Annotated in this window: 22 protein-coding genes; 20 read left to right on the forward strand and 2 right to left on the reverse strand. The window is 68.4% G+C overall.

Features of this window, described 5'->3' with window-relative positions:
* Positions 1 to 147 precede the first annotated feature (147 nt).
* The 11 genes from EJ105_RS26515 (at position 148) to EJ105_RS26565 (ending at position 11,419) form a co-directional block, all read left to right on the forward strand.
* The gene (locus tag EJ105_RS26515) at positions 148 to 2,508 is read left to right on the forward strand and encodes a putative bifunctional diguanylate cyclase/phosphodiesterase (protein ID WP_347881348.1); all 2,361 of its coding nucleotides are present in this window, start codon (positions 148 to 150) and stop codon (positions 2,506 to 2,508) included.
* Positions 2,509 to 2,680: 172 nt separating this feature from the next.
* Positions 2,681 to 3,406 (forward strand): enoyl-CoA hydratase/isomerase family protein, encoded by a 726-nt coding sequence (locus EJ105_RS26520; protein WP_250168705.1) that lies wholly within the window; start codon positions 2,681 to 2,683, stop codon positions 3,404 to 3,406.
* A 22-nt stretch (positions 3,407 to 3,428) separates the two neighbouring features.
* On the forward strand, positions 3,429 to 4,439 hold the full coding sequence (locus EJ105_RS26525) for an NAD-dependent epimerase/dehydratase family protein (protein WP_250168706.1): 1,011 nt from the start codon (positions 3,429 to 3,431) through the stop codon (positions 4,437 to 4,439).
* Positions 4,436 to 5,242 carry an N-acyl homoserine lactonase family protein gene (locus EJ105_RS26530; RefSeq protein WP_250168707.1) on the forward strand — a complete coding sequence of 269 codons (807 nt, stop codon included), beginning with the start codon at positions 4,436 to 4,438 and terminating at the stop codon, positions 5,240 to 5,242. Before EJ105_RS26525 ends, EJ105_RS26530 begins: the two co-directional genes overlap by 4 nt.
* Positions 5,243 to 5,301: 59 nt before the next feature.
* Entirely contained in the window at positions 5,302 to 6,081 is a 780-nt protein-coding gene (locus EJ105_RS26535; RefSeq protein WP_250168708.1) for a GntR family transcriptional regulator, read from the forward strand.
* Between the two features lie 113 nt (positions 6,082 to 6,194).
* Positions 6,195 to 7,007 (forward strand): alpha/beta fold hydrolase, encoded by an 813-nt coding sequence (locus EJ105_RS26540; RefSeq protein ID WP_250168709.1) that lies wholly within the window; start codon positions 6,195 to 6,197, stop codon positions 7,005 to 7,007.
* 25 nt (positions 7,008 to 7,032) lie between these two features.
* Positions 7,033 to 7,962, forward strand: coding sequence for an NAD(P)-dependent oxidoreductase (locus tag EJ105_RS28050; protein WP_250168710.1), 930 nt, complete (start codon positions 7,033 to 7,035; stop codon positions 7,960 to 7,962).
* A 164-nt stretch (positions 7,963 to 8,126) separates the two neighbouring features.
* Complete coding sequence (locus tag EJ105_RS26550) at positions 8,127 to 9,173, forward strand: ABC transporter substrate-binding protein (protein WP_250168711.1); 1,047 nt, start codon at positions 8,127 to 8,129, stop codon at positions 9,171 to 9,173.
* Positions 9,174 to 9,286: 113 nt separating this feature from the next.
* On the forward strand, positions 9,287 to 10,120 hold the full coding sequence (locus tag EJ105_RS26555) for an ABC transporter ATP-binding protein (RefSeq protein WP_051679367.1): 834 nt from the start codon (positions 9,287 to 9,289) through the stop codon (positions 10,118 to 10,120).
* Positions 10,121 to 10,208: 88 nt separating this feature from the next.
* Positions 10,209 to 10,970 (forward strand): ABC transporter permease, encoded by a 762-nt coding sequence (locus EJ105_RS26560; protein WP_024280652.1) that lies wholly within the window; start codon positions 10,209 to 10,211, stop codon positions 10,968 to 10,970.
* A gap of 44 nt (positions 10,971 to 11,014) precedes the next feature.
* Entirely contained in the window at positions 11,015 to 11,419 is a 405-nt protein-coding gene (locus tag EJ105_RS26565) for a carboxymuconolactone decarboxylase family protein (protein ID WP_250168712.1), read from the forward strand.
* 18 nt (positions 11,420 to 11,437) lie between these two features.
* Here EJ105_RS26565 and EJ105_RS26570 read toward each other — a convergent pair whose 3' ends face one another.
* Together EJ105_RS26570 and EJ105_RS26575 are read right to left on the reverse strand one after the other, a co-directional pair.
* Positions 11,438 to 11,752 (reverse strand): hypothetical protein, encoded by a 315-nt coding sequence (locus tag EJ105_RS26570; RefSeq protein WP_029555553.1) that lies wholly within the window; start codon positions 11,750 to 11,752, stop codon positions 11,438 to 11,440.
* 75 nt (positions 11,753 to 11,827) lie between these two features.
* Positions 11,828 to 12,742: a LysR family transcriptional regulator gene (locus tag EJ105_RS26575; protein ID WP_029555552.1), complete on the reverse strand. Its 915-nt coding sequence runs from the start codon at positions 12,740 to 12,742 to the stop codon at positions 11,828 to 11,830.
* A 106-nt stretch (positions 12,743 to 12,848) separates the two neighbouring features.
* Here EJ105_RS26575 and EJ105_RS26580 point away from each other — a divergent pair, with 106 nt between their 5' ends.
* From EJ105_RS26580 to EJ105_RS26620, 9 genes are read left to right on the forward strand one after another with little or no spacing between them, the layout of a single operon-like run.
* Complete coding sequence (locus tag EJ105_RS26580; protein WP_250168713.1) at positions 12,849 to 13,220, forward strand: Dabb family protein; 372 nt, start codon at positions 12,849 to 12,851, stop codon at positions 13,218 to 13,220.
* 42 nt (positions 13,221 to 13,262) lie between these two features.
* Positions 13,263 to 14,351: a maleylacetate reductase gene (locus EJ105_RS26585; protein ID WP_250168714.1), complete on the forward strand. Its 1,089-nt coding sequence runs from the start codon at positions 13,263 to 13,265 to the stop codon at positions 14,349 to 14,351.
* A complete protein-coding gene (locus EJ105_RS26590; protein WP_250168715.1) occupies positions 14,351 to 15,715 on the forward strand; it encodes an amidohydrolase family protein in 1,365 nt (454 codons plus the stop codon). Before EJ105_RS26585 ends, EJ105_RS26590 begins: the two co-directional genes overlap by 1 nt.
* Positions 15,716 to 15,725: 10 nt before the next feature.
* Positions 15,726 to 16,643 (forward strand): NAD(P)-dependent oxidoreductase, encoded by a 918-nt coding sequence (locus tag EJ105_RS26595; protein ID WP_250168716.1) that lies wholly within the window; start codon positions 15,726 to 15,728, stop codon positions 16,641 to 16,643.
* A complete protein-coding gene (locus tag EJ105_RS26600; protein ID WP_250168717.1) occupies positions 16,640 to 17,521 on the forward strand; it encodes an intradiol ring-cleavage dioxygenase in 882 nt (293 codons plus the stop codon). The genes EJ105_RS26595 and EJ105_RS26600 overlap by 4 nt, the downstream gene beginning before the upstream one ends.
* A gap of 57 nt (positions 17,522 to 17,578) precedes the next feature.
* Entirely contained in the window at positions 17,579 to 19,003 is a 1,425-nt protein-coding gene (locus tag EJ105_RS26605; protein WP_250168718.1) for an FAD-linked oxidase C-terminal domain-containing protein, read from the forward strand.
* A gap of 8 nt (positions 19,004 to 19,011) precedes the next feature.
* Positions 19,012 to 20,550: a sugar ABC transporter ATP-binding protein gene (locus EJ105_RS26610; RefSeq protein ID WP_250168719.1), complete on the forward strand. Its 1,539-nt coding sequence runs from the start codon at positions 19,012 to 19,014 to the stop codon at positions 20,548 to 20,550.
* Positions 20,543 to 21,505 carry an ABC transporter permease gene (locus tag EJ105_RS26615; RefSeq protein WP_250168720.1) on the forward strand — a complete coding sequence of 321 codons (963 nt, stop codon included), beginning with the start codon at positions 20,543 to 20,545 and terminating at the stop codon, positions 21,503 to 21,505. Before EJ105_RS26610 ends, EJ105_RS26615 begins: the two co-directional genes overlap by 8 nt.
* Positions 21,502 to 22,476 carry an ABC transporter permease gene (locus tag EJ105_RS26620; RefSeq protein ID WP_250168721.1) on the forward strand — a complete coding sequence of 325 codons (975 nt, stop codon included), beginning with the start codon at positions 21,502 to 21,504 and terminating at the stop codon, positions 22,474 to 22,476. The genes EJ105_RS26615 and EJ105_RS26620 overlap by 4 nt, the downstream gene beginning before the upstream one ends.
* Positions 22,477 to 22,494: the final 18 nt, after the last annotated feature.

Here is a 22,494-nt window from a genome sequence, read left to right on the forward strand (position 1 = left end):
AACTGTTCAGGCTGGGTGTGTTCAAGCGGGCGGGGATCCGTGCCGGCTCACGGTCTTCAAGACCTGGGGCCCAACGATCTCCCGCCCGCTCCCATCCTGACACATCCCCAACACACAGGGGCCCAGCAGGCGCTGCCCGACGCCCTGGTGCCCCTCGCTGCCGCCGGCGCGGCCGGCCTCGCCGCCGACGTCATCACCCCGCCGGACGACGTGCCGCTGCTGGTGGCGGCGGCGATGGTGCCCGCGGCCAATGCGGTGCTCATCGCGACCGTCGCCACGGCCGACGTGGTGGACGACGTGCGCGGCGTCGCCTTCCTCTCCGCCATCACCGCCGCCGCCTGCCTCGTGGTGGTAGGCGCGCTGACGCTGCTCTTCGTCCAGCGCCAGAGGCTGCGCGTCGCGCTGGCCGAAGCTGACCAGAAGGCCGCGCTCCATGCGGCGGAGGAGCGCTTCCGGGCGACCTTCGAACAGGCGGCGGAGGGCATCGCCCATCTTGACCTCGACGGGCGCTTCCTCAGGGTCAACGAAACCCTCTGCGCCCTCCTGGGCTATGGCCGGGCGGACCTGCTCGGGCGCAGCTATGCCGACGTGCGGCCGAACATCCGGGCCGGGGCGGGCGGCAGCACCAGCCGCGAGGCCGTCTCGTCGCTGCCCTCGGGGACGGTCGTCGAGGCGCGCAGCGACCAGCCTCATCTCACCCGTGCCGGCAAGGAGATCTGGCTGTCGTGCGTCCAGTCCATCGCGCGCGACACGCCGGAAGGCGAGGGCTACATCATCCTGATGGCCTCCGATGCCACCGCCCGCATCGTCGCGGAGCATCACCTGACGCTGGCGGAGGCCGTCTTCACCAACACCCAGGAGGGGCTGGTGGTGACGGACCTCGCCGGACGGATCACGGCGGTCAATCCGGCCTTCGTCGCCATCACCGGCCACGGGGAGGCCGAGGTGCTCGGCCAGAACATGCGGTTCCTCAACTCCGGGCGGCACGACCGGCTGTTCTACCAGCTGCTGTGGGCCGCCCTGAAGGACAACGGCGTCTGGCGCGGCGAGATCTGGAACCGCCGCAAGGACGGCGCGCTCTACCTGCAGCAGACGGTCATCAGCACGGTCTACGGCCGCACCGGCGCGCCGGAAAGCTATGTGGGCGCCTTCAACGACATCACCCAGGCGCGCAAGTCCGAGCTCGAGGTGGACCGCCTGACGCGCTACGATCCGCTCACCGGCCTGCCCAACCGCACCCTCATCTTCTCCCTGATCGAGCACGAGCTGACCCGCCCGGACACCCAGTGCGCGGTGCTCTACATCGACATCGACCATCTCAAGACCATCAACGACAGCCTCGGCTTCGCCGCCGGCGACGAGGTGCTGCGGGCGGCCGCGCAGCACCTGCGCAAGGCGGTGCCCGAGGATGCCACCATCGGCCGCTACGGCGCCGACGAGTTCGTGGTGCTGATCGACGGCTGCGAGGGGCCGAAGGAGGCCATCCGCTTCGCCGACCGGCTCATCGACGCCCTCGGCGAGCCGTTCGCGGCCGAGGGCGTCAGCAATCTCTTCATCAATGCCAGCATCGGCATCAGCCTCTACCCCGAGGACGCGAGCGACGCCGAGACCCTGCTCCAGCACGCCCATTCCGCGCTCTACCAGGCCAAGAGCCGGGGCGGACGGACCTATGCCTTCTACACCGATGCCCTGACCCGCGATGCGCGGGCGCGCGTGGAACTGGTGGCAAACCTGCGCCGGGCGCTGGCGGAGCACGAATTCACCGTCCACTACCAGCCCATCGTCCGCCTCGAAGACCAGACCATCGTCGGCGCCGAGGCGCTGGTGCGCTGGGTCACCCCCGAGGGCGAGATGATCGGCCCCGACCGCTTCATCCCGGTGGCCGAGGAAACCGGCCTCATCGTCCCCCTCGGCGACTTCGTGCTGGCGACCGCCTGCACCCAAATGGCGCGCTGGCGAACGGCCGGGCTGCCGTGCGCGTTCGTCGCCGTGAACATCTCCGCCGGGCAGCTCAACGCCACCGACATCTGCGCGAAGACCGAGGCGGCGCTCGCCGCCGCCGGGGTGCCGGCTGACAGCATCGAATTCGAAATCACCGAAAGCATGCTTTTCGGCGCCGATTCCGGTGCTGAATCGAAGCTGAAACGCATCGCGGAACTGGGTGTCAGGATCGCCATCGACGATTTCGGCACCGGCTATTCCTCCCTCGCCTACCTCAAGCGCTTTCCGATCTCCCGGCTGAAGATCGACCAGAGTTTCGTGCGCGACCTGCCTGCCTCCGCGGTCGACGGCGAACTGGTTCGGGCCATGATCGCCATGGCCCGGGCGCTCGACATCGAGATCCTGGCGGAGGGGGTCGAGGAGGCCGCGCAGATGGCCTTCCTCGTCGCCAACGGCTGCACCTTCGGGCAGGGCTATTTTTGGAGCCGGCCGCTGCCTCCGGAGCGCTTCGAGGCCTTGTTTTCCAATGCTTTTGGTGCCGCCGGCGCGAAGTCCGCATCGCGCTGAACGTGGCCCTTCGGGGCGGTCCCCGCCTCCACGCGCGGGGCTCCGGCTGTCCGTTTGTCTGTGCAGATTATTGTCGTACAATCAGTTTACATTCCTCGGCCGCGGTGCCACACTCCCTCCCGATGAAAAAAACAAGGCGGCCCGCCAGAGGGCCGCGCAGGGAGCCCCGGGAATGGCCGTTCGCGTCGAGGAAAAAGGCAATGGCGTCATCGTGTTGACGCTGGTGGGACAAGGCGAGCCGAACCATCTGGACACCGAGGCCCTTCTGGACCTCGCCGAGACGGCCAAAACCCTTGCAAATCAACCCGGTATGCGGGCCCTGGTGGTCGCCGGGCAGGGCGCCAACTTCTGCGGCGGCCGTGTCGGCAAGAAGGGCCTGACCCGGGCATCAGACGTCGCGGAAGACCTCAACGCCATCCTCAAGGTGAATGCGGCCTTCGCCGCCTTGCCGGTGCCGACAATCCTTGCGGTGGAAGGCCTTGCGCTCGGCTGGGGCTTCGGCATGTCGGCCCAGGCGGACTATGTGGTCGCGGCCGAGAATGCCCGCTTCGCCTTGCCGGAAATGTCCCACGGCATGCCGCCGCTGATCGTGCTGTCCTACCTGTTCCGCTTCGTCTCCTACAAAAGGGGCTTCGAGCTGTCCCTGTCCAGCCGGGAAATTTCCGCTGCGGACGCAGAGGGTTACGGCATCGTCACATCGGTGGTCCCGCCCGGCGCCGCGCTGGCCGAAGCGCTGCGTGTCGCCGATTTCGTCGCCGCCCAGGACCCCATGTCCATCACCCTGCTGCGCAAGTTCGGCCGCGAGGCCGCCGGGCTCTCCGATCCGCAGCGCAGCGAATACGCGGTCTCGCTCATGAGCGTCTTGCTCGCCGAGCGGGCGCAGAAGGCCCATGGCTGAGGCCGGTTCGGGAGGCAGTCCCATGCGCGTGCTGGTGACGGGCGGGTCCGGTTTTCTCGGAAGCCATGTGGCGGCGGCGCTCGCCAAGGCCGGACATGGCGTCGTCAGCTACGACATGGCCGCGCCGGGGCCCGAAGCCCGCGTCACGCTCGCCGCCGCGGAGGCGGGCGACGTCGTCCATGCCACGGGCCAGACCACCGACCTTGCGCGTCTCATGGACGTGTGCCGGACAGAGCGGATCGAGGCCATCGTCCACAGCGCCGGCATCGTGGGGCTGGAGACCTCCCTCGCCCAGCCGGCGGCGACCTACCACACCAACATCACCGGCATGGTGAATGTGTGCGAGGCGGCACGGCAGCTCGGCATGGCGCGGCTCGTCTACCTGTCCAGCAATGCCGCATACCATGGCGGCGACGGCTCGCCGCTGAAGGAGACGGACCCGGTCTTCTCGGTGGTGCAGGGCAACCCCGCCGGTCATTACGGCACCACCAAGATGGCCTGCGAGGCCATCGGCCTCGCCTATTCCTCCTTCCATGGGGTCGATGTGCTGGCGCTGCGCGTGACCGCCGTCTACGGCCTCGGCATGCGCACGCCCATGTTCATCAAGCCCATGGTGGAGGGGGCGGTGCTGGGCCGGCCCGTGCGGTTCGCGACCGGCGGGCCGATGAAGCGCGACTACACCTACGTCCCGGACTGCGCCAGGGCGGTCGTGCGCGCCCTCGCCGTTCCGGCCCCCGCCGAGGGTGCCCAGCGCGTCTTCAACGTGGCGGCTGGACAGGCGACGGCGGCCGCAGAGGTGGCGCGGATCGTCCGGCAGGTCGTGCCGGGCGCCGATATCGAGATCGGTGACGCGCTGTCGCCCCTGGAGGAAGTGAATGCGCGCATGCGCGCCTCCCTCGACATTTCCGCAGCCCGCGCGGTGCTCGGCTGGGCGCCGGAATTCACGCTGGAACAGGGCATCCGCGACTATGCGGAGCGCTACCGCGCCTTCGCCGGCGCGAGCGGGTCTCACCCGAAGGGGCAGGCGGCATGAGCGCACAGGCGATCCCCACCTACGACGTCTTCGCCATCCGCTACGCCACGCGCGATGCGAAGCGGGCGGACAATTTCATCGGCGGCGATCCCCACGATGCGTCCATGCCGCTCGACTATTACGTCTGGGCCATCGTTGGCGAAGCGCGCAGCTTCGTGGTGGATACGGGCTTCAACGCCGAGGTCGCGGCCCGCCGCAAGCGCGATTTCCTGCGCTGCCCGGCCGAGGCGCTGAAGCTGGTGGGGCTTGATCCCGCGACCGTGCAGGATGTGATCCTCACCCACCTGCACTACGACCATGTGGGCAATTTCGACCTCTTTCCCGCCGCGACCTTCCACCTGCAGGAGGCCGAGATGCACTATGCGGTGGGACGCTACATGCGCTACCGCCGCCTGCGCCATTCCTTCGAGGTGGAGGATGTGGTGGGCATGGTCCGCGCCAATTATGCCGGCCGCGTCAACTTCTATGACGGCGGTGCGGAACTCGCGCCGGGCGTGACGCTGCACCCCGCACCCGGGCATTCCGCCGGGCTCCAGTTCGTGCGGGTCAACACCCGCCGCGGACCGGTGGTGCTGGCGTCGGACGTGACGCATTTCTACGAGAACATGGACACCGAGCGCCCGTTCGTCACCGCCTTCCACGTGGGATGCATGCTGGAGGGTTTCGACCGGCTGAAGGCCGCCGCGCCCTCGCCGGACCACATCATCCCCGGGCACGATCCGCTGGTGATGAAGCGCTACCGGCCGCCGAAGCCCGAACTGGACGGCATCGTCGTGCGGCTCGACGAGCCGCCCGTCATCTGATTTCGTCAGTGGACACAGCGCATCGAATCCATCGGGACCGCGAGCCAAGGAAGCCAGCAATGACCACGCCAGCCAGCCTTGCGGCCATGCACCAGGCGGCATCGCTCAAGAAGCAGGTGATCGAGGCCCTGCGCACCGCCATCCTCGAAGGGCGCTTCCAACCGGGCGACCGCCTGGTGGAGCGCGAGATCTGCGAGATGTTCCAGGTGAGCCGAACCCTGCTGCGGGAGGCCCTGAGCCAGCTCGCCGCGGAAGGCATCCTGCAGATCATCCCCCATCGCGGCCCCATCGTCGCCATCTACACCGCCGAAGACGCGCGCTCGATCTATGAGCTGCGCGCGACGCTGGAGGAGATGGCCGGGCGTTGCTTTGCCGAGCGGGCCACGGAGGCCGAGCACAAGGCGCTGGAGAGCGCCTTCGCCGCTTTCAGGAAAGCCAGCCGCGGCAAGCCGGGCAGCGATCTGTTGCTCGTCAAGACGGCCTTTTATGCCGCGCTCACGGCCGGCGCGCACAATCCGATGCTGGAGGACATGCTGCGCATGATCCACTGGCGGGTCACCATGCTGCGCGCCCATACGCTCTCCCAGCCGGGCCGGCTGGCGAAGAGCCTCGGTGAGATCGGCGACATCATGGAGGCCATCGCCCGGCGCGATCCCGAGGCGGCCGGACAGGCCTGCCGCCGCCATGTGATGAACGCCGCCGCCATCGCCGATGCGGTGCTCACCGCCAAGGAGGCCGAGCGCGACCGCCCGGTCCGCAAGCGGGGCACGAAGGCATCCGCCAGGGACAAGGGGACCGCCGCTCCGTCCGCGGGCGAGCCGCGCCTCGCCCGCATGTAGTCCGCCTTCAGGCGCGGTGGTCGCGCCTGTTCCGTTGAAAACACCCGTGCAGCCGCCTCGAGCGCGCGATTGATGGCGCACGCCCAACGTGGGCCGCCGAAGGAGCTTGCGTGATGCCCCATGCCGATCCGTCAAGTCCGCCGCTTTCGGGGGCCACCCCGGCGCTTCACCAGGTGCGCGCCGGACGCCGTGGCGCCCCGCTGGTGGTGCTCATCCATGCCGTCGCGCTCGACCTGACCTATTGGGACCGGCAGATCGGCGCGCTCGCCGAAAGCTTCGACGTGATCGCCTACGACCTTGCCGGCCACGGCGCCTCGCCCGCGCCTCGCCTGCCCTTGGGGTTCGGCGATGCGGCCGCCGATCTCGCCGGGGTCATCGAAACGGCAGGGGCGGGCCCGGCCTGCGTGGTGGGGCTGTCCGTTGGCGGCATGATCGCCCAGACGCTGGCGCTCGCGCGCCCCGATCTTGTCCGCGCGCTGTGCCTCATGGATACGGTCAGCACCTTTGCCGATGCGGGGCGGGCGGCCGTGCGCGGGCGGGCGGCGCAGGTGCGGGCGGGCGGCATGGAGGCGATCGTCGCGCCTACGCTGGAGCGCTGGTTCACGCCCGGCTTCGCCGCCCGGCGGCCCGACGTGCTCGACCGGGTCGCGAAGACCTTGCGCGCGGCCGATCCCCATGTTCATGCCGCCATGTGGGACATGATCTCGACCCTCGACGTCGCGCCGCGCCTCGGCGAAATCGCGAAGCCAACACTGGTGATGGTGGGTGAGCAGGACCCGACGACGCCCGTGGCGGCATCCGAGGTCATCGCGCGCGGTATCCCCGGCGCGCGGCTGGAGATCATCGCCGACGCCTCGCACATGGCGCCGCTGGAAGCCCCGGACGAGGTGAACCGGCGGCTTCTCGCCTTCCTCAACGGTCTCTGACACCGCGCAACAGGAGGTGACGTCCGTGCCCATCGGTTTCATCGGCCTCGGCGCCATGGGCGCTCCGCTGGCGACGCGGCTCCTTGAAGCCGGCCAGGAACTCGTCATCCATACCCGCCGGCGCGAGGCCGCGGCACCGTTCGAGGCGCTGGGTGCTCGGTGGGTGCCGTCGCCGCGCGATGTCGCGGCGAGGGCCCGCGAGATCTTCACCATGCTGCCCGGCCCGGCCGAGGTCGAGGCGGTGGTGTTCGGCAACGACGGCCTCGCCGAGGGGTTCTCGGCCGGCGCGACGCTCATCGACATGACCACCAGCGCGCCGGCAGCGGTGCGTGCGGTGGGGGAGCGCCTCGCGGCTCGTGGCGTCGCCCTGCTGGATGCGCCGGTGAGCGGCGGGCCCAGGGGCGCGCGCACGCGCCGGCTGGCCATCTGGGTGAGCGGCAGCGAGGACGCTTTCGAGGCCTGCCGGCCACATCTCGAGCTGCTGGGCGACCGGGTGATGTTTCTCGGCGCGCTCGGCGCGGCCACCACGGCGAAGCTGGTCCACAACAGCGCGAACTACGGCATCCAGATGGTTCTGGCGGAGGTCATCACCATCGGCGTCAAGGCGGGTGTGGACCCCGCCACCCTGTTCGCCGCGATCCGGGAAGGATCGCTCGGGCGCCAGAATGTGGTGGACCGTCTCGCCGACCAGTTCCTGCCGGCGGCCTTCGACGAGGTGTCCTTCGCCCTCGATCTTGCGTTCAAGGACGTGTCTCTGGCCGCGGCCCTCGCGCGGGAGGTCGGCGTCCCGGCACGGTTCACCGAAATGACGCTGGCCGAGATGACGGAGGCCCGCAACCGGGGCTGGGGAAAGAGGGATTCCCGCGTCGCCATGCTGGTGCAGGAAGAGCGCGCCGGTGTCGCGATCAAGGTCGACCGCGAGACGCTGGACGGGATTCTGAACAGGGGAAAGTAGTGGCGACTTTCTGCGGGAGGGCCGGATGACGGAAAGTCAGTCGGACACGGTTGACATCCATCTCATTGGCCATATTGTCATACAATAAGTCAGAAAATGAAGAGGGCGCCAAGCGCCCCTCAAGCGACGCCGCCAAGCAAATGTCGCATCCGTGGAGGAAGCTAATGTCCATCGTCAGAAGCATCATCGCCGCCGGATGGATGGGCCTCGCCCTCCTGCCGGGAGCGGCCGGGGCCGCGGGCCTGGAGAAGCCGAAGATCTCGATCGCGGTCGGCGGTTCCATCAGCCAGATGAACAAGATCGCGTATTTCGTCGCGCTGAATAAGAAATACTTCGAGGACGAAGGCCTTACGGTGGATTCCACGGCCTTCAGCTCGGGCACCGCGGCCCTCCAGGCGGTGGTCGCCGGCGGCGCCGACATCGGCGAAGGGGCCTACGAGCACATGCTCCGCCTGCAGTCCAAGGGGCAGGATCTCACCTGCATCACCGTCTTCGGTCGCTATCCAGGCAATGTGCTCGCCGTGCGCGCGACGAAGGCGGACAGCATCAAGGGCGTCAAGGATCTCAAGGGTAAGAAGATCGGTATCTCGGCGCCAGGCGCCTCCACGCAGAATTTCGTCGCCCAACTGCTGGAGCGGGCCGGCGTGAACTGGAAGGATGCGAGCTTCATCTCGATCGGCACCGGCCCGAGCGCGGTCGCCGCCATCCGCACCGGCACCGAGCTTGATGCCATCGTCAATCTGGATCCCGCCATCACCTCTCTCACCGATGCGAAGGAAGTGGTGGTGCTGGTGGACAGCCGGAACGCGGAAGGCTCGCAGATCGCCTTCGGCGGCCCTTACCTCGCCGATTGCCTCTACGCCCGCACCGACTTCATCAAGGCCAATCCGAACACGTCGCAGGCCGTGTCCAATGCCCTGGTGCGCGCCATGCAGTGGCTGAAGACCGCGAGCATCGACGATATCATCGCTTCGGTTCCTGCCGAATATTACAAGGCCGACGAAGCGCTCTACCGCAAATCGCTGCAGCAGAACCTTTCCGCCTTCCAGTGGGACGGCATCGTGACGCCGGAGGCGGCGAAGAACGTGCTTGCCACCATTTCGGTGATGGAGCCGGCGCTGAAGTCGGCCAGCCTCGACATCCCGCGCACCTATGACAACAGCCTCGTGGAACGTGCGCTGAAGAAATACGGCCCGGCCGCGAAGCACTGACGTGTCGCCGAGGGGCCGTTGCTGGCCCCTCCGTCCCGCGCCCTCCAGTTCCCGCGCCCTCAGGGAGACGTTTCATGACCTTCGGCCTTCAACCGGAAGCCGGCCCCGTCCGCATGCCAGCGCCCGTCGGTGACCTCTCCGCTCACGCCGGCCCGCCGCCGGCCCTCCTGTTCGACCACGTCTCAGTGCGCTTCGGTGCCTATACGGCGGTGAACGACGCCAGCCTTCATGTGGGGGATGGCGAGTTCGTTTCCATCGTCGGTCCCACCGGCTGCGGCAAGTCCACCCTGCTGAATGTTGCCGCGGGTCTGCTCGAACCCTCGGAGGGCGACATCTGTGTCTATGGCCGGTCGCTGGAGGGCATCAATGCCGATGCCGGCTATCTCTTCCAGGCGGACGCGCTGATGCCGTGGCGAACCGCGCTGTCAAACGTCATCACCGGCCTCGAATATGCGGGGACGGAGCGCAAGGCGGCCGAGCGGCTCGGCAACGAGTGGCTCGCCCGTGTCGGGCTTTCCGGACATGGCGAGCGCTTCCCGCACGAAATGTCCGGCGGCATGCGCAAGCGCGTCGCGCTGGCGCAGACGCTCATTCGCGATCCCAAGATCGTGCTCATGGACGAACCGTTCAGCGCACTGGACGTGCAGACGCGTGTGCTGATGGAGAACGAGCTGCTCCAGCTCTGGACCACCTATCGCAAGTCGGTGCTGTTCATCACCCATGACCTGGAAGAGGCGATCTCCCTGTCGGACCGGGTCATCATCCTGTCCGCCGGCCCCTCCACGCACCCCATCGCCGAGTTCCGCATCGACCTGCCGCGGCCGCGCGACGTCGCCGAGATCCGCATGACGCCGCGCTTCGTCGAGCTCTACCACCAGATCTGGGACGCCATGAAGGAAGAGGTCCTGAAAGCCTATGAGCGAAATCAGCGCAAACTTGCGGACTGACGCCGTGATCGCCGATCCCAGCGCCTCCGGCCGCACTGCCCCCGGCCGCCCCGCCGCCCGCCCGCAACGGCGGTCCCGCCGGCGCGCGATGCCGGGTCCCATCGTCCTCACCGCGCTCCAGGCGGCGCTGTTCGCGGCCCTCATCATCGCCTGGTATGCGCTGGTGCGATCCAAGGCCCTGCCGGTCTTCTTCTTCGGCGATCCGGTGCTGGTGTTCCAGCAGATCGTCAGCTGGTTCGTGACGGGCGAGATCTTCGTCCATCTCGCGACCACGCTGATCGAAACGCTGCTCGCCTTCCTGCTCGGCGTGGCGTCGGGCATCGGCATCGGCCTGTGGCTTGGCCTCTCGCCGCTCACGGCAGCCCTGTTCGATCCTTACATCAAGGCGCTCAACGCCATGCCGCGGGTCATCCTCGGCCCCATCTTCATCGTCTGGTTCGGCCTCGGCATCGGCTCCAAGGTGGCGCTGGGCGTGACGCTGGTGTTCTTCGTCGTCTTCTTCAACGTCTTCCAGGGCGTAAGAGAGGTGAACCCGGTCATCCTCGCCAATTCGCGGATGCTGGGCGCGAACCGGCGCCAGCTCCTCACCACGGTCTATATCCCCTCGGCATTGAGCTGGGTGTTCTCCAGCCTGCACATGTCGGTGGGCATGGCCTTCGTCGGCGCGGTGGTGGGCGAATATCTCGGCTCGGCCCGGGGCGTCGGCTACCTGATCCTCCAGGCGGAGGCGACGTTCGACGTCAATGCCGTGTTCGCCGGCATCATCGTCCTCACCGTCTTCGCGCTGGTGCTCGACCTTGCCGTGACCCTCGTCGAGAAGCGCCTCATCGTCGGCAAGCCCAAATCCTGACCTGCACCCCTTCACGTCACGCCCATTCATCCAGGAACAGTCAGATGACCGAAACGACCGAAGCCGCCAGCCTGCTGCACAAGGGCATGGAGATCCGCAAGGCGGTGCTGGGCGCCGCCCATGTGGAGCGCTCCATGGCCAATGTGGACGAGTTCGCCCGCCCCCTGCAGGAACTGGTCACCGAATATTGCTGGGGCGCGATCTGGGGCCGGCCGGGGCTGGAGCGCAAGACGCGCAGCATGCTCAACATCGTCATGCTGTCGGCGTTGAACCGTCCGCACGAACTGAAGCTTCACGTCAAGGGGGCGCTGACCAACGGCGTCACCCGCGACGAGATCCGCGAGGTGGTGCTGCAGATCGCGATCTATTGCGGTGTCCCGGTGGCGCTGGAGACCTCGCGCATCGCGCAGGAGGTGTTCCGCGAGGTCGATGCTGCCGCGGCCGTCTGAGGGTCGCGGCCGCAATCGCTAGTCCGGCGGGGAGGAGCCGACAGGCGCCACCTTCCCGCCGGGGCGATGCAGCAGGGTCAGCGACAGGAAGGCGCCGACCCACGAGCCCGCTGCCGCGAACACCACATAGACCCAGTTCTCCGTGTAGCTGATGACGGCGAACGAGGAGAGCATGTACCAGACGCTCGACCAGTTGGCCGCCGAGAGGCGTCGGCGCGCCACCACGGCCGAGGTGAAGGCCACGTAGCAGGCGTCGGTGGCGGCCGTGGCGATGAACACCCCCAGCGCAATGAGCGGATCGAGGGCTGAAAAGGCACCGAGGATGTGCTGCATGGGCCGCCCGGAAGGCAAGGGGTGTCGGATCACCCCATCATGGCGAAACCCGAGGCCCCGGCAACACGCGCCGGGTCAGGCCGACCAGATGCCGCTGCTCGAAACCTGCCGCACATAATTGACGAGATAGTCGGTGAACACGCGGATCTTCGCCGGCAGGCGCTCGCGGTTCTGGTAGGCGATGTTCATGGTCAGCGTGGGCAATTGCCAATCCTGCATCACTGCCACGAGGCGTCCGGAGGCGAGGTCGTCCTGCACGATGTAGAGCGGCTGGATGAGGATGCCGAGGCCCGACAGGGCTGCCTGTCGGATCACCTGCCCGTCGTTGCAGTCCAGCGCGCCGGTGATGCGCACGGTGCGCTCCGCGTCACCCTTGGTGAGGCGCAGGGAAAAGGGATCCTGCGCAAGATTGTAGACCAGCATGTCGTGCCGCGTGAGGTCGGCCGGCTCGCGCGGGCGGCCGTGCTCCTCCAGATAAGCCGGTGAAGCGGCCAGCACGCGCCGCATCCGGCCGAGGCGGCGCACGATGATGTTGGTGTCCGGCTCGTGCAGGCGGGTGCGGATGGCGACGTCGATGCCCGCCTCGATGAAGTCGAGGTAGCGGTTGGCGACCGCGATATGGACGTTGAGTTTGGGATAGAGCTTGCGGAATTCCGGCAGCATGGGCGCGAGATAGATGGTGGCGAAGGAGAGCGAACTCGTCACCCGCAGCAGGCCCTGCGGGGCGAGGGTGTGCTCGTTCACCGCCTCTTCCGCTTCAGCCAGTTCGGTGAGGAGCGTGCCGCTGCGCTGGTAGAATTCCTGCCCCGCCTCTGTCAGCCAGAGGCGGCGGGTGTTGCGCTCCACGAGGCGTGCGGCGAGGCGCTCCTCCAGCGCCGCGAGATGCCGGCTCACCGCCGCGTTGGACATGCCCAATGCCTCCGCCGCCCGCGAGAGGCTGCGCAGCTCGGCGGTCTTCACGAACACCTCGATCTGGGTCAGGCGATCCATATTTCCACTTTGCGCAAAAGACCGTTCCGGAAAATCCCGTTTATTTCCGCTGTGCGCAAGTCAAAACTCACATCCAACGAAAGACCAATAGGTCGAGGAAACGCCAATGATGGGACCCATCCGCCACATCGTGATGTGGCGCGTGAGCGGAGAGACGCGCGAGGAGCGCGCTGCCGCCCGGCAGAAGGTCAAGGCCGCATTCGAGGGCCTGCGCGGCCGCGTCGCCGGCATGACCCGCGTCGAGATCGGCCTCGACATTTCCGATGTCGATTATGCCTGCGACGTGGTGCTGGTGTCCGAATTCGCCACCGCCGCCGATCTCGCCGCCTACGCCTCCCATCCCGAGCATCTGCGTGTGCGCCAGGAACTGGCGGACCTGCGCATCGCGCGCTTCCAGGTGGACTATGTGGCCGAGGACGCCGCGTTCGGCGCCATCGAGACCCGTCATCCCGCCGCCGCCCTCCTTGCGGGCGAGTGACCTCAGGGCGCGCCTCCGGTGCGTCGCGAACGGATCTGAACCATGATCGAGACCTTCACCTACGAGGCCCTGCCCATCCGCGTCCGCTTCGGCCGCGGCGCCGTCGCCGAGGTCGGCGCCGAAGTGGCGCGGCTCGGCGCGCGGCGGGCGCTGGTGCTCACCACGCCGCAGCAGGCGGGGGAGGGCGAGCGCATCGGCAAGCTCATCGGCGAAAACTGCGCGGGGGTCTTCCCCGGCGCCACCATGCACACGCCGGTGGAGGTGACGGACAAGGCGCTCGACGCCCTGAAGGCGGCTGATGCGGATTGTGTCGTAGCGCTGGGCGGCGGCTCCACCACGGGCCTCGGCAAGGCACTGGCCCTGCGCACCGGCGTGCCCCAGCTGGTCATCCCCACCACCTATGCCGGCTCGGAGATGACGCCCATCCTCGGTGAGACGCAGGAGGGGCGCAAGACCACCATCCGCTCCCTCGACGTGCTGCCCGAGGCGGTCATCTACGACGTGGACCTCACGCTGACCCTGCCGGCCGGCCTCTCCGCCACGTCCGGCGTCAACGCCATCGCCCATGCGGTGGAGGCGCTCTATGCCCGCGACCGCAATCCGGTGATCTCGCTGATGGCGGAGGACGGCATCCGCACCCTGTCCTCGGCGCTGCCCATCCTCATCCACGAGCCGGCGAACATCGAGGCCCGCACCATGGCGCTTTACGGCGCGTGGCTGTGCGGCTGCTGCCTCGGTGCGGTGGGCATGGCGCTGCATCACAAGCTCTGCCACACGCTCGGCGGCACCTTCAATCTGCCGCACGCGGAGACGCACACCATCGTTCTCCCCCACGCGGTGGCCTACAACGCCCCCGCCGCGCCGGAGGCCATGGCCGCTATCACCCGTGCGCTAGGTGCGCCGGATGCGGCGCAGGGGCTGTTCGATCTGGTGCGGGCGCTGGGCGTGCCGCGGGCACTCTCGGACATCGGCATGCCGGCGGACGGCATTGAGACCGCCGCCGACCTCGCGGTGGAGAACCCCTACTGGAACCCGCGTCCGGTGACGCGCGACGGCATCCGCGACCTCATCGCACGCGCCTATTCCGGCGAGCGGCCGGTGGCGGCGGTGCCGGCGGAGGAGGCGGCCTGATGGGCGCCCGCACCCTCATATCCGGCGCCACCATCCTGTCGATGGAGCCCGCCATCGGCGATCTGCCGAGGGGCGACATCCTGGTCGAGGACGGCCGCATCGCCGCCATCGCCCCCGCCATCGCGGCAGCGGATGCGGAGCGGGTGGATGGGGCAGGGCGCATCTGCGTTCCCGGCTTCGTGAATGCCCACATGCACACCTGGCAGACGGGACTGCGCAGCCTTGCCGCCGACTGGACGCTGCTGGAATATTTCCGCTGGGTGCACGCCGGCCTCGCCACCCGCTTCCGGCCGGAGGACATCGGCATCGCCACGCTGGTCGGGGCGCTCGGGCAGATCGATGCCGGCACCACCACGCTGGTGGACTGGTGCCACAACAACCCCACGCCCGACCACACGGACGCGGCGGTGGAAGCGCTCACCGAGAGCGGCATCCGCGCCGCCTTTTTCCACGGTTCGCCCAAGCCTGATCCGAAGCCCGGCGAGCCACATTTCTCCGAGGTGCCGCACCCGCGCGCCGAGATCGAGCGCCTCATGCGCGGTCCGTTCGCCGGCACGGATGGGCTGCTGACGCTGGGCCTCGCCATCCTCGGCCCTCACTACTCCACCATGGAGGTCGCCCGCGCCGACTTCCGGCTCGCCCGCGAACTCGGCCTCGTCGCCTCCATGCATCAGGGTGGTGGCGCGGCGAAGACGCCGGGCGGCTGGGAGACGCTGATCGCCGAGGGGCTGGTCGGCCCGGCCGTCAACGTCGTCCACGGCAACGATCTCTCCAACGAACTGTTCTCCCGCCTCGTGGACCTCGGCGCCTCCTTCTCCGTGACGCCGGAAAACGAGATGACGCAGGGCCACGGCTTCCCCGTCACCGGCCGCCTCCTGAAGCGCGGCGCCGCGCCCTCCCTCGGGGTGGATCTGGAAAGCGTGCTCGCCGGCGACATGATGGGCGTCGCGCGCATCGCGCTGGGCATGCAGCGGGTGCTGGACAATACGGACAGCCGTCGCGAGACCGGTGCCATTCCCTCCACCTCCACGGTGCGGGTGCGGCAGGCGCTGGAATGGATCACCATCGCGGGTGCGCGGATGCTGGGGCTCGACCATCGCATCGGCTCCCTCGCCCCCGGCAAGCAGGCCGACCTCGTGCTGATCGACGCCCGCGCGCTGCACCTCCAGCCGGTCCATGATCCCGTCGCCACGGTGGTGATGCAGGCCGGGCGCGGCGACGTGGAAGCGGTGATGATCGCCGGTCGTTTCATGAAAAAGAACAGGACGCTGCTCGCCACCGGCATCGACGAGAAGCTCGCCCGGCTTACCGCCTCGGGCGCGCGCATCGTCGATGAGCTCGGCCTCGGCAAAAAGGCGGCGTGAGGAGAGGATGATGGCTGACACTTTGACCCTCGGCTGGATCGGGCTCGGCAAGATGGGCCTGCCCATCTCCACCCGCCTCGCCGGCGCCGGCCGTGACATCGCCGGCTTCGACCGCGATCAGGAGCGCATCGCCGAGGCCGCCGCCGGCGGCGTCACCCCCGCCGCGACGCTGGCGGATGCGGCTGGCCGCGATATCGTCTTCACCTCGCTGCCCGACGACAAGGCGCTCCGCGCCGTGGCGCTGGACGGGCCGCTGCTCTCCGCCATGCGCAAGGGCGCGATCCTGGTGGAGACCTCAACGGTGAGCCCCGGCATCTCGGCCGAGCTGGGCGCTGCCGCCGAGCGGGCGGGCATCCTCTATCTGCGCGCGCCGGTTTCCGGCAATGCCGCCATCGCCCACACCGGCAACCTCACCTGCTTCGTCTCCGGCCCGCGCGCCGCCTTCGACACCTTCCTGCCGGTGGCGCAGGACTTCACCCGCGCCCAGAAGTATCTCGGCACGCAGGAGGAGGCGCGCTACGCCAAGCTCTCCGTGAACCTGATGATCGCCGTCTCGGCGGCCATGATGGGCGAGAGCATCGTGCTCGCCCGCAAGGGCAACCTCGCCTGGCAGGACATTCTCGACGTGCTCACCAACAGCGCGGTGGGCTCGCCCATGGTGCACTACAAGGCCAAGAGCCTTGAGACGCGCGACTTCAATTCCACTTTCTCCTGCCGGCAGATGGCCAAGGATCTCGACCTCATCGTCGGGGCCGGCCACGCCGCCGAGATGGCCATGCCCCTCGCCACGCTCACGCGGGAGATCTACGGCGCGCTCATCGGGCGCGGCGACGGGGAGGCGGACTTCATTGCACCGGTCCGCCTTGCCGAATGGCTCGCCGGACTGGGCGAGCCGGATCTCGACAAGAATGACGGGAGGCTCGCATGAGGAATTTCGACCAGTTTTCCATCACCGAGGCGGTGCTGGAGCGCGTCGCCAACGCGCCTGATGCCCGTGTCCGCGAGATCAGCGAGGCGCTCGTCCGCCACCTGCACAATTTCGTCCGCGAGGTGCGCCCCACCCAGGCGGAATGGGAAAAGGGCATCGCTTTCCTCACCGACACCGGCCACATGTGCACCGGCACGCGGCAGGAGTTCATCCTGCTGTCGGACACGCTCGGCGTCTCCATGCTGGTGGACGCCATCAACCACGACCACCAGACGGCGGTCACCGAGAGCACCGTGCTCGGCCCCTTCTATGTGGAAGGCCCGCCGGAGGTGGCGAACGGCACCGATATTTCCGGGCACCTCGAAGGCGAGCCCATGTTCGTCTCCGGCTCGGTGGCGACCCTCGACGGCACGCCGCTGGTGAACGCCATCGTCGATGTCTGGCACTCGGACGTGGACGGCTATTACGACGTGCAGCATGAGGACAACGGCCTTGTGGCCCGCGCCCGCCTGCGCACGGACGATCAGGGCCGCTTCGCATTCTGGTCCATCAAGCCCGCCGCCTATCCCATCCCGCACGACGGCCCGGTGGGCAAAATGCTGGAGGCGCAGGGCCGCCATCCATGGCGACCGGCCCATGTGCATTTCATGATCGAGGCGCCCGGACACGAGAAGCTCGTGACCCATGTGTTCGTCGCCGGCGACGCCTATCTCGACAGCGATGCGGTGTTCGGCGTGAAGGACTCGCTCATCCGCGAGTTTGCCGCCCACGCATCGGGTGTCGCGCCGGATGGCCGGACGATGGATCAGCCCTGGTGCGCGCTGACCTACGATTTCAAGCTCAACCCCGTCTCCGCCGCGGCTTCGCAGGCGGCGTGAAGGGACGGACGGACGCGCAGCAAGCCCGGCCAACGGGACGCGCGAAGGGAGGAACGCATGTCTGCCCATATGCCCATCGCAGCGCATCCCATGGATGGCGTGCTGGCGCGGCTCGCGGAGATCGTCGGCGACCGGGCAACCCGCGCGCCCGGCGTGCTCGCCGACCACGGCCGCAGCGAGGCCTACCACGCGGCGACCCCGCCGGACGTGGTGGTGTTTCCCGAGACGACAGCCGAGGTGCAGGCCGTCGTGCGCCTGTGCCGCGAGCTGAAGGTGCCGGTCGTCGCGTTCGGAGCCGGCACCTCGCTGGAGGGCAATGCGGCGGCGCTGCACGGCGGCGTGTGCCTCGACATGGGGCGGATGAATGCGGTGCTGAAGGTGAATGCGGAGGACATGGACGTGACCGTCCAGCCCGGCATCACCCGCAAGCAGCTGAACGCGCAACTGCGCGACACGGGCCTGTTCTTTCCCATCGATCCCGGCGCCGATGCCTCCATCGGCGGCATGACCTCCACGCGGGCCTCGGGCACCATGGCGGTGCGCTACGGCACCATGAAGGACAATGTGCTGGCGCTGGAAGTGGTGCTGGCCGATGGCCGCGTCATCCGCACCGCGCAAAGGGCGCGCAAGTCCGCCGCCGGCTACGACCTCACCCGCCTGTTCGTTGGCGCGGAGGGCACGCTCGGTGTCATTACGCAGGTGACGCTGAAGCTGCATCCGCAGCCGGAGGCGATCTCTTCCGCCGTCTGCGCTTTTCCTGATCTCAAGGCGGCGGTGGATACGGCCATCGCCGTCATCCAGTCCGGCGTGCCGGTGGCGCGGGTGGAGCTGCTCGACGCGGTGATGATGCGCGGCATGAACCTGCACGCGAAGCTCGGCCTGCCCGAGGTGCCGCATCTCTTCTTCGAGTTCCACGGCTCCAAGGCCTATGTGGCCGAGCAGGCGGAGACCACCGAGGCGCTGGCGACCGAGTTCGGCGGCGAAGGCTTCCAGTGGGCGACGACGCCGGAGGAGCGCAGCCGCCTCTGGCACGCCCGCGACAACACGCTCTATGCCGGCCTCGCGCTGCGGCCCGGCGCGAAGGCGATGATCACCGATGTGTGCGTGCCCATCTCGCGCCTCGCCGAATGCCTGGTGGAGACGGCGGCGGATATCGCGCAGACGGGCCTCACCGCCCCGGTGGTCGGCCATGTGGGCGACGGCAACTTCCACCTATTGGTGCTGATCGATCCCTCCAGCACCGAGGAACTGGCCCGTGCCAAGGCCTTCTGCGATCGCCTCGCCCGCCGCGCCATCGCGCTGGAGGGCACCTGCACCGGCGAGCACGGCGTCGGTGTCGGCAAGATGGACTTCCTGCCGCTGGAACTGGGCGATGCGGTGGATGTCATGCGCCTCGTGAAGGGCGCGCTCGACCCCGACGGCATCCTCAATCCGGGCAAGATCTTCCGGCCCCGCGACAGACAGCAAGGAGACGCACCATGAGGGCGGTCATGGCAACGACGCCTCGCCTCGAGCTGGCCGCGCCCCCGGCCGTGCCCGGCACCCCCATTCTGGAGCTGAAGGGCATCTCCAAGACCTTTCCGGGCGTGAAGGCGCTGGATGACGTCTCGTTCGCCGTGTGGCCGGGCGAGGTGCACATGCTCCTCGGCGAGAACGGTGCCGGCAAGTCCTCGCTCATGAAGGTGCTGTGCGGCGCCTATCAGGCGGATGCCGGCGAATACTTCCACAATGGCGAGAAAGTGGAGATCCGCTCCCCAGCCGACGCGCGGCGCTTCGGCATCGCGGTGATCTTCCAGGAGTTTTCCCTCGTTCCCTATCTGGACGTGGCGCAGAACATCTTCCTCGGCCGTGAATTTCCCTCGCGCATCCCCGGCCTGACGGACCGCCGCCGGCTCTATCGCGAGGCGCAGAAGGTGCTCGATTTGATCGGGCTGGAGGTGGACCCGCGCACCAAGGTGCATCAGCTCGGCGTCGCCCAGCAGCAGATGGTCGAGATCGGCAAGGCGCTGTCGCAGGATGCCCGCATTCTCGTGATGGACGAGCCCACTGCCGCGCTCTCCGACCGCGAGACCGAGCGGCTGTTCGAGGTCATGCGCCAGCTGCAGGCGAAGGGCGTCGCCCTCGTCTACATCTCGCACCGTATGGCCGAGGTGTTCGCCCTCGGCGACCGCATCACCGTGCTGCGTGATGGCAAGCTGGTGGGCCGCGCGCTGCCGGGCGAGACTTCGCCGGACGAACTGGTGCGGATGATGGTCGGCCGCAACGTGGACATGTCCTATCCCCGCCGCTTCGCCACCGAGCCGGGCGAGGTGGTGCTGGAGACGAAGGGCCTGTCCTCCACCAACGGCATCCGCGACATCGACCTGAAGGTCCGCGCCGGCGAGATCGTCGGCCTGTGCGGCCTCGTCGGCTCCGGCCGCACGGAGGTGGCCCGCGCCATCTTCGGGGCGGACGCGGTGACGGCGGGCGAGGTGCGCATCTTCGGCAAGCCGAGGACTGGCGGCCCCGATGCCGCGGCCTTCGCCGGCGTGGGCCTCATCCCGGAGAGCCGCAAGGCGGAAGGGCTCGCCCTCATCCGCACGGTCAGCGACAACCTCGCCGTGGCCGGCCTGCCCAAGCTCTTCCCCAACATGATGTTCTCGCCCGGCAAGGCCCGGCGCTCGGCGCAGGAGCTGATCCAGCGCCTGCGCATCGCCACGCCCTCGCCGAACCAGAGCGTCGCCGTCCTCTCCGGCGGCAACCAGCAGAAGGTGGTGATCGGCAAGTGGCTCGCCGCCGGCACGCGCCTGTTCATCTTCGACGAGCCCACCCGTGGCATCGACGTGGGCGCCAAGTCCGAGATCTTCGCTCTCATCGACCAACTGGTGGCCGAAGGAGCGGCGGTGCTCATGATCTCTTCCGAGCAGGCGGAGATCGTCCATGTCTGCGACCGCGCTTACGTCATGCGCGGCAAGCGCATCGTCGGCGAGCTTGGCCGCGCCGACCTCTCCGAAGAGAACATCGTCCGAATGGGGATGCATGATGAGTGACCACGCCCTCTCCCCCTCTGCCCCCGCGCGGCCGCGCATCCCCGCCGTGCCCGGCGTCGCCGTGGCGCTCGTCGGCCTCAGTGTGCTGTTCGCGGTGGCGAGCCCCGGCTTCCTCACCGCCGGCAACCTCTCCAACATCCTGGTGCAGTCGGTGATCCTGCTGCTCCTCGCGCTGCCCATGACGCTCATCATCATGACGGAGGGGCTGGACCTCTCCATGGGCGCGGTGCTCACCCTCGCCTCGCTGGTGCTGGCGCTGATCGTGGTGGCCACCCAGTCGCTGATGCTCGGTCTCGCCGGGGCGCTCGGCGTGGGCCTGGCCTTCGGGCTCGCCAACGGCTGGCTGGTGGCGTCGCTCGGCATCCCGCCCTTCGTCGCCACCCTCGGCACGCTGGGCGCGGCGCAGGGGCTCGCGCTCATCGTCTCGGACGGGCAGAGCGTGGTGGGCATCCCGCGCTTCGTGCGGCTGGTCTATTCCGGCGAGGTGGCGGGCATTCCCAACCCCATCCTCATCGGCGCGGGCTTCTACGCCCTGTTCCATGTGCTGCTCTACCACACCCGCTTCGGCACCTATGTGTGTGCGCTGGGCGGCAACCGCGAGGCGCTGACGCTGGCCGGCGTGAAGTGGAAGCGGCTGCTGATCTCCGTCTACATGCTGGGCGGGGCCATGGCCGGCGTCGCGGCCCTGCTGATGACGGCACGCATGAATGCTGGCCACCCCACCGCCGCCATCGGCATGGAGTTCGACGCCATTGCCGCCGTGGCCCTGGGCGGCACCTCCTTCGAGAAGGGCAACGGCTGGATCTTCGGCACCCTCATGGGCGTGCTCACCGTGGGCGTGCTGCGCAACGGGCTGAACCTCATGGCCGTGCCTTCCTCGGTGCAGGTGGCCTGCATCGGCGTCCTCGTCATCTTCGCCCTCTTCCTCGACGGCATGCGGAGCAAGAAGTCATGAGCCTCGCCGGCGACGTCTCCGCGGGCACGCCCCGCATCCACCTGTCCAAGGACATGCAGCAGCTCCTCTACCGGCTGCTGGCGGCGGGCCTCCTGTGCGTGGCGCTGAGCGTCGCGACGGATGCCTTCTTCACCGCCAACAACATCCTCAACGTCCTGCGGCAGGCGAGCCTTCTGTTCTTCCTCGCCTCGGGGCTCACGCTGGTGATCCTCACCGGGGGGCTCGATCTCTCGGTGGGCGCGAACATCGGGCTGTCCGCCTGCCTCGCGGCGACCGTCATCAAGGCCACCGGCTCGCCGGCGCTGGGCACGCTTACCGGGCTGGCCAGCGGCTGCGCCATCGGCATCTGTAACGGGCTGATGGTGGCGAAGCTGCGCATCCCCTCCTTCATCGCCACCTACGGCATGCTGTGGGTGCTGCACGGCGTCACCTATTACTACATGGCCGGCGAGACCATTCACGGCTTCCCGCCCGGCTTCCGCCATATCGGTTCGGGCTATTTCCTCGGCATCCCGATCCCGGTCTACCTGATGATCGGCTTTCTCATCGCCGGCACCGTCTTCGCCCAGCGCACCGTGTGGGGCCAGCAGATCTATGCCATTGGCGCGAACCCCATGGCGGCACGGCTCTCGGGCATTCCCGTGGATCGCCGCCTGATCCTTGTCTACGCCTTCTCCGGCGCCATGGCGGGCGTCGCGTCCATCGTCTTCCTCGCCCGACTGAACTCAGCCGAGGGGGACATCGGCGAGGCGATGACGCTGCCGGCCATCGCGGCGGTGCTCATCGGCGGCGCATCGCTCTTCGGCGGGGTGGGCAGCGTGTTCGGCACCTTCGTCGGCGCGCTCATCCTTACGCTGGTGCTGAACGGCATGAACCTGCTCGCCGTGAACGCCAGCTGGCAGCCTTTGGTGACGGGCGTGATCGTCATCTTCGCCGTCTGGCTCGACATGGTCGGGCGCAAGCGGTCCTGAAGCGTAATCCAAGTCAAA

The sequence above is a fragment of the Xanthobacter aminoxidans genome, from assembly GCF_023571765.1.
In the GTDB taxonomy this organism is placed as follows: domain Bacteria; phylum Pseudomonadota; class Alphaproteobacteria; order Rhizobiales; family Xanthobacteraceae; genus Xanthobacter; species Xanthobacter aminoxidans.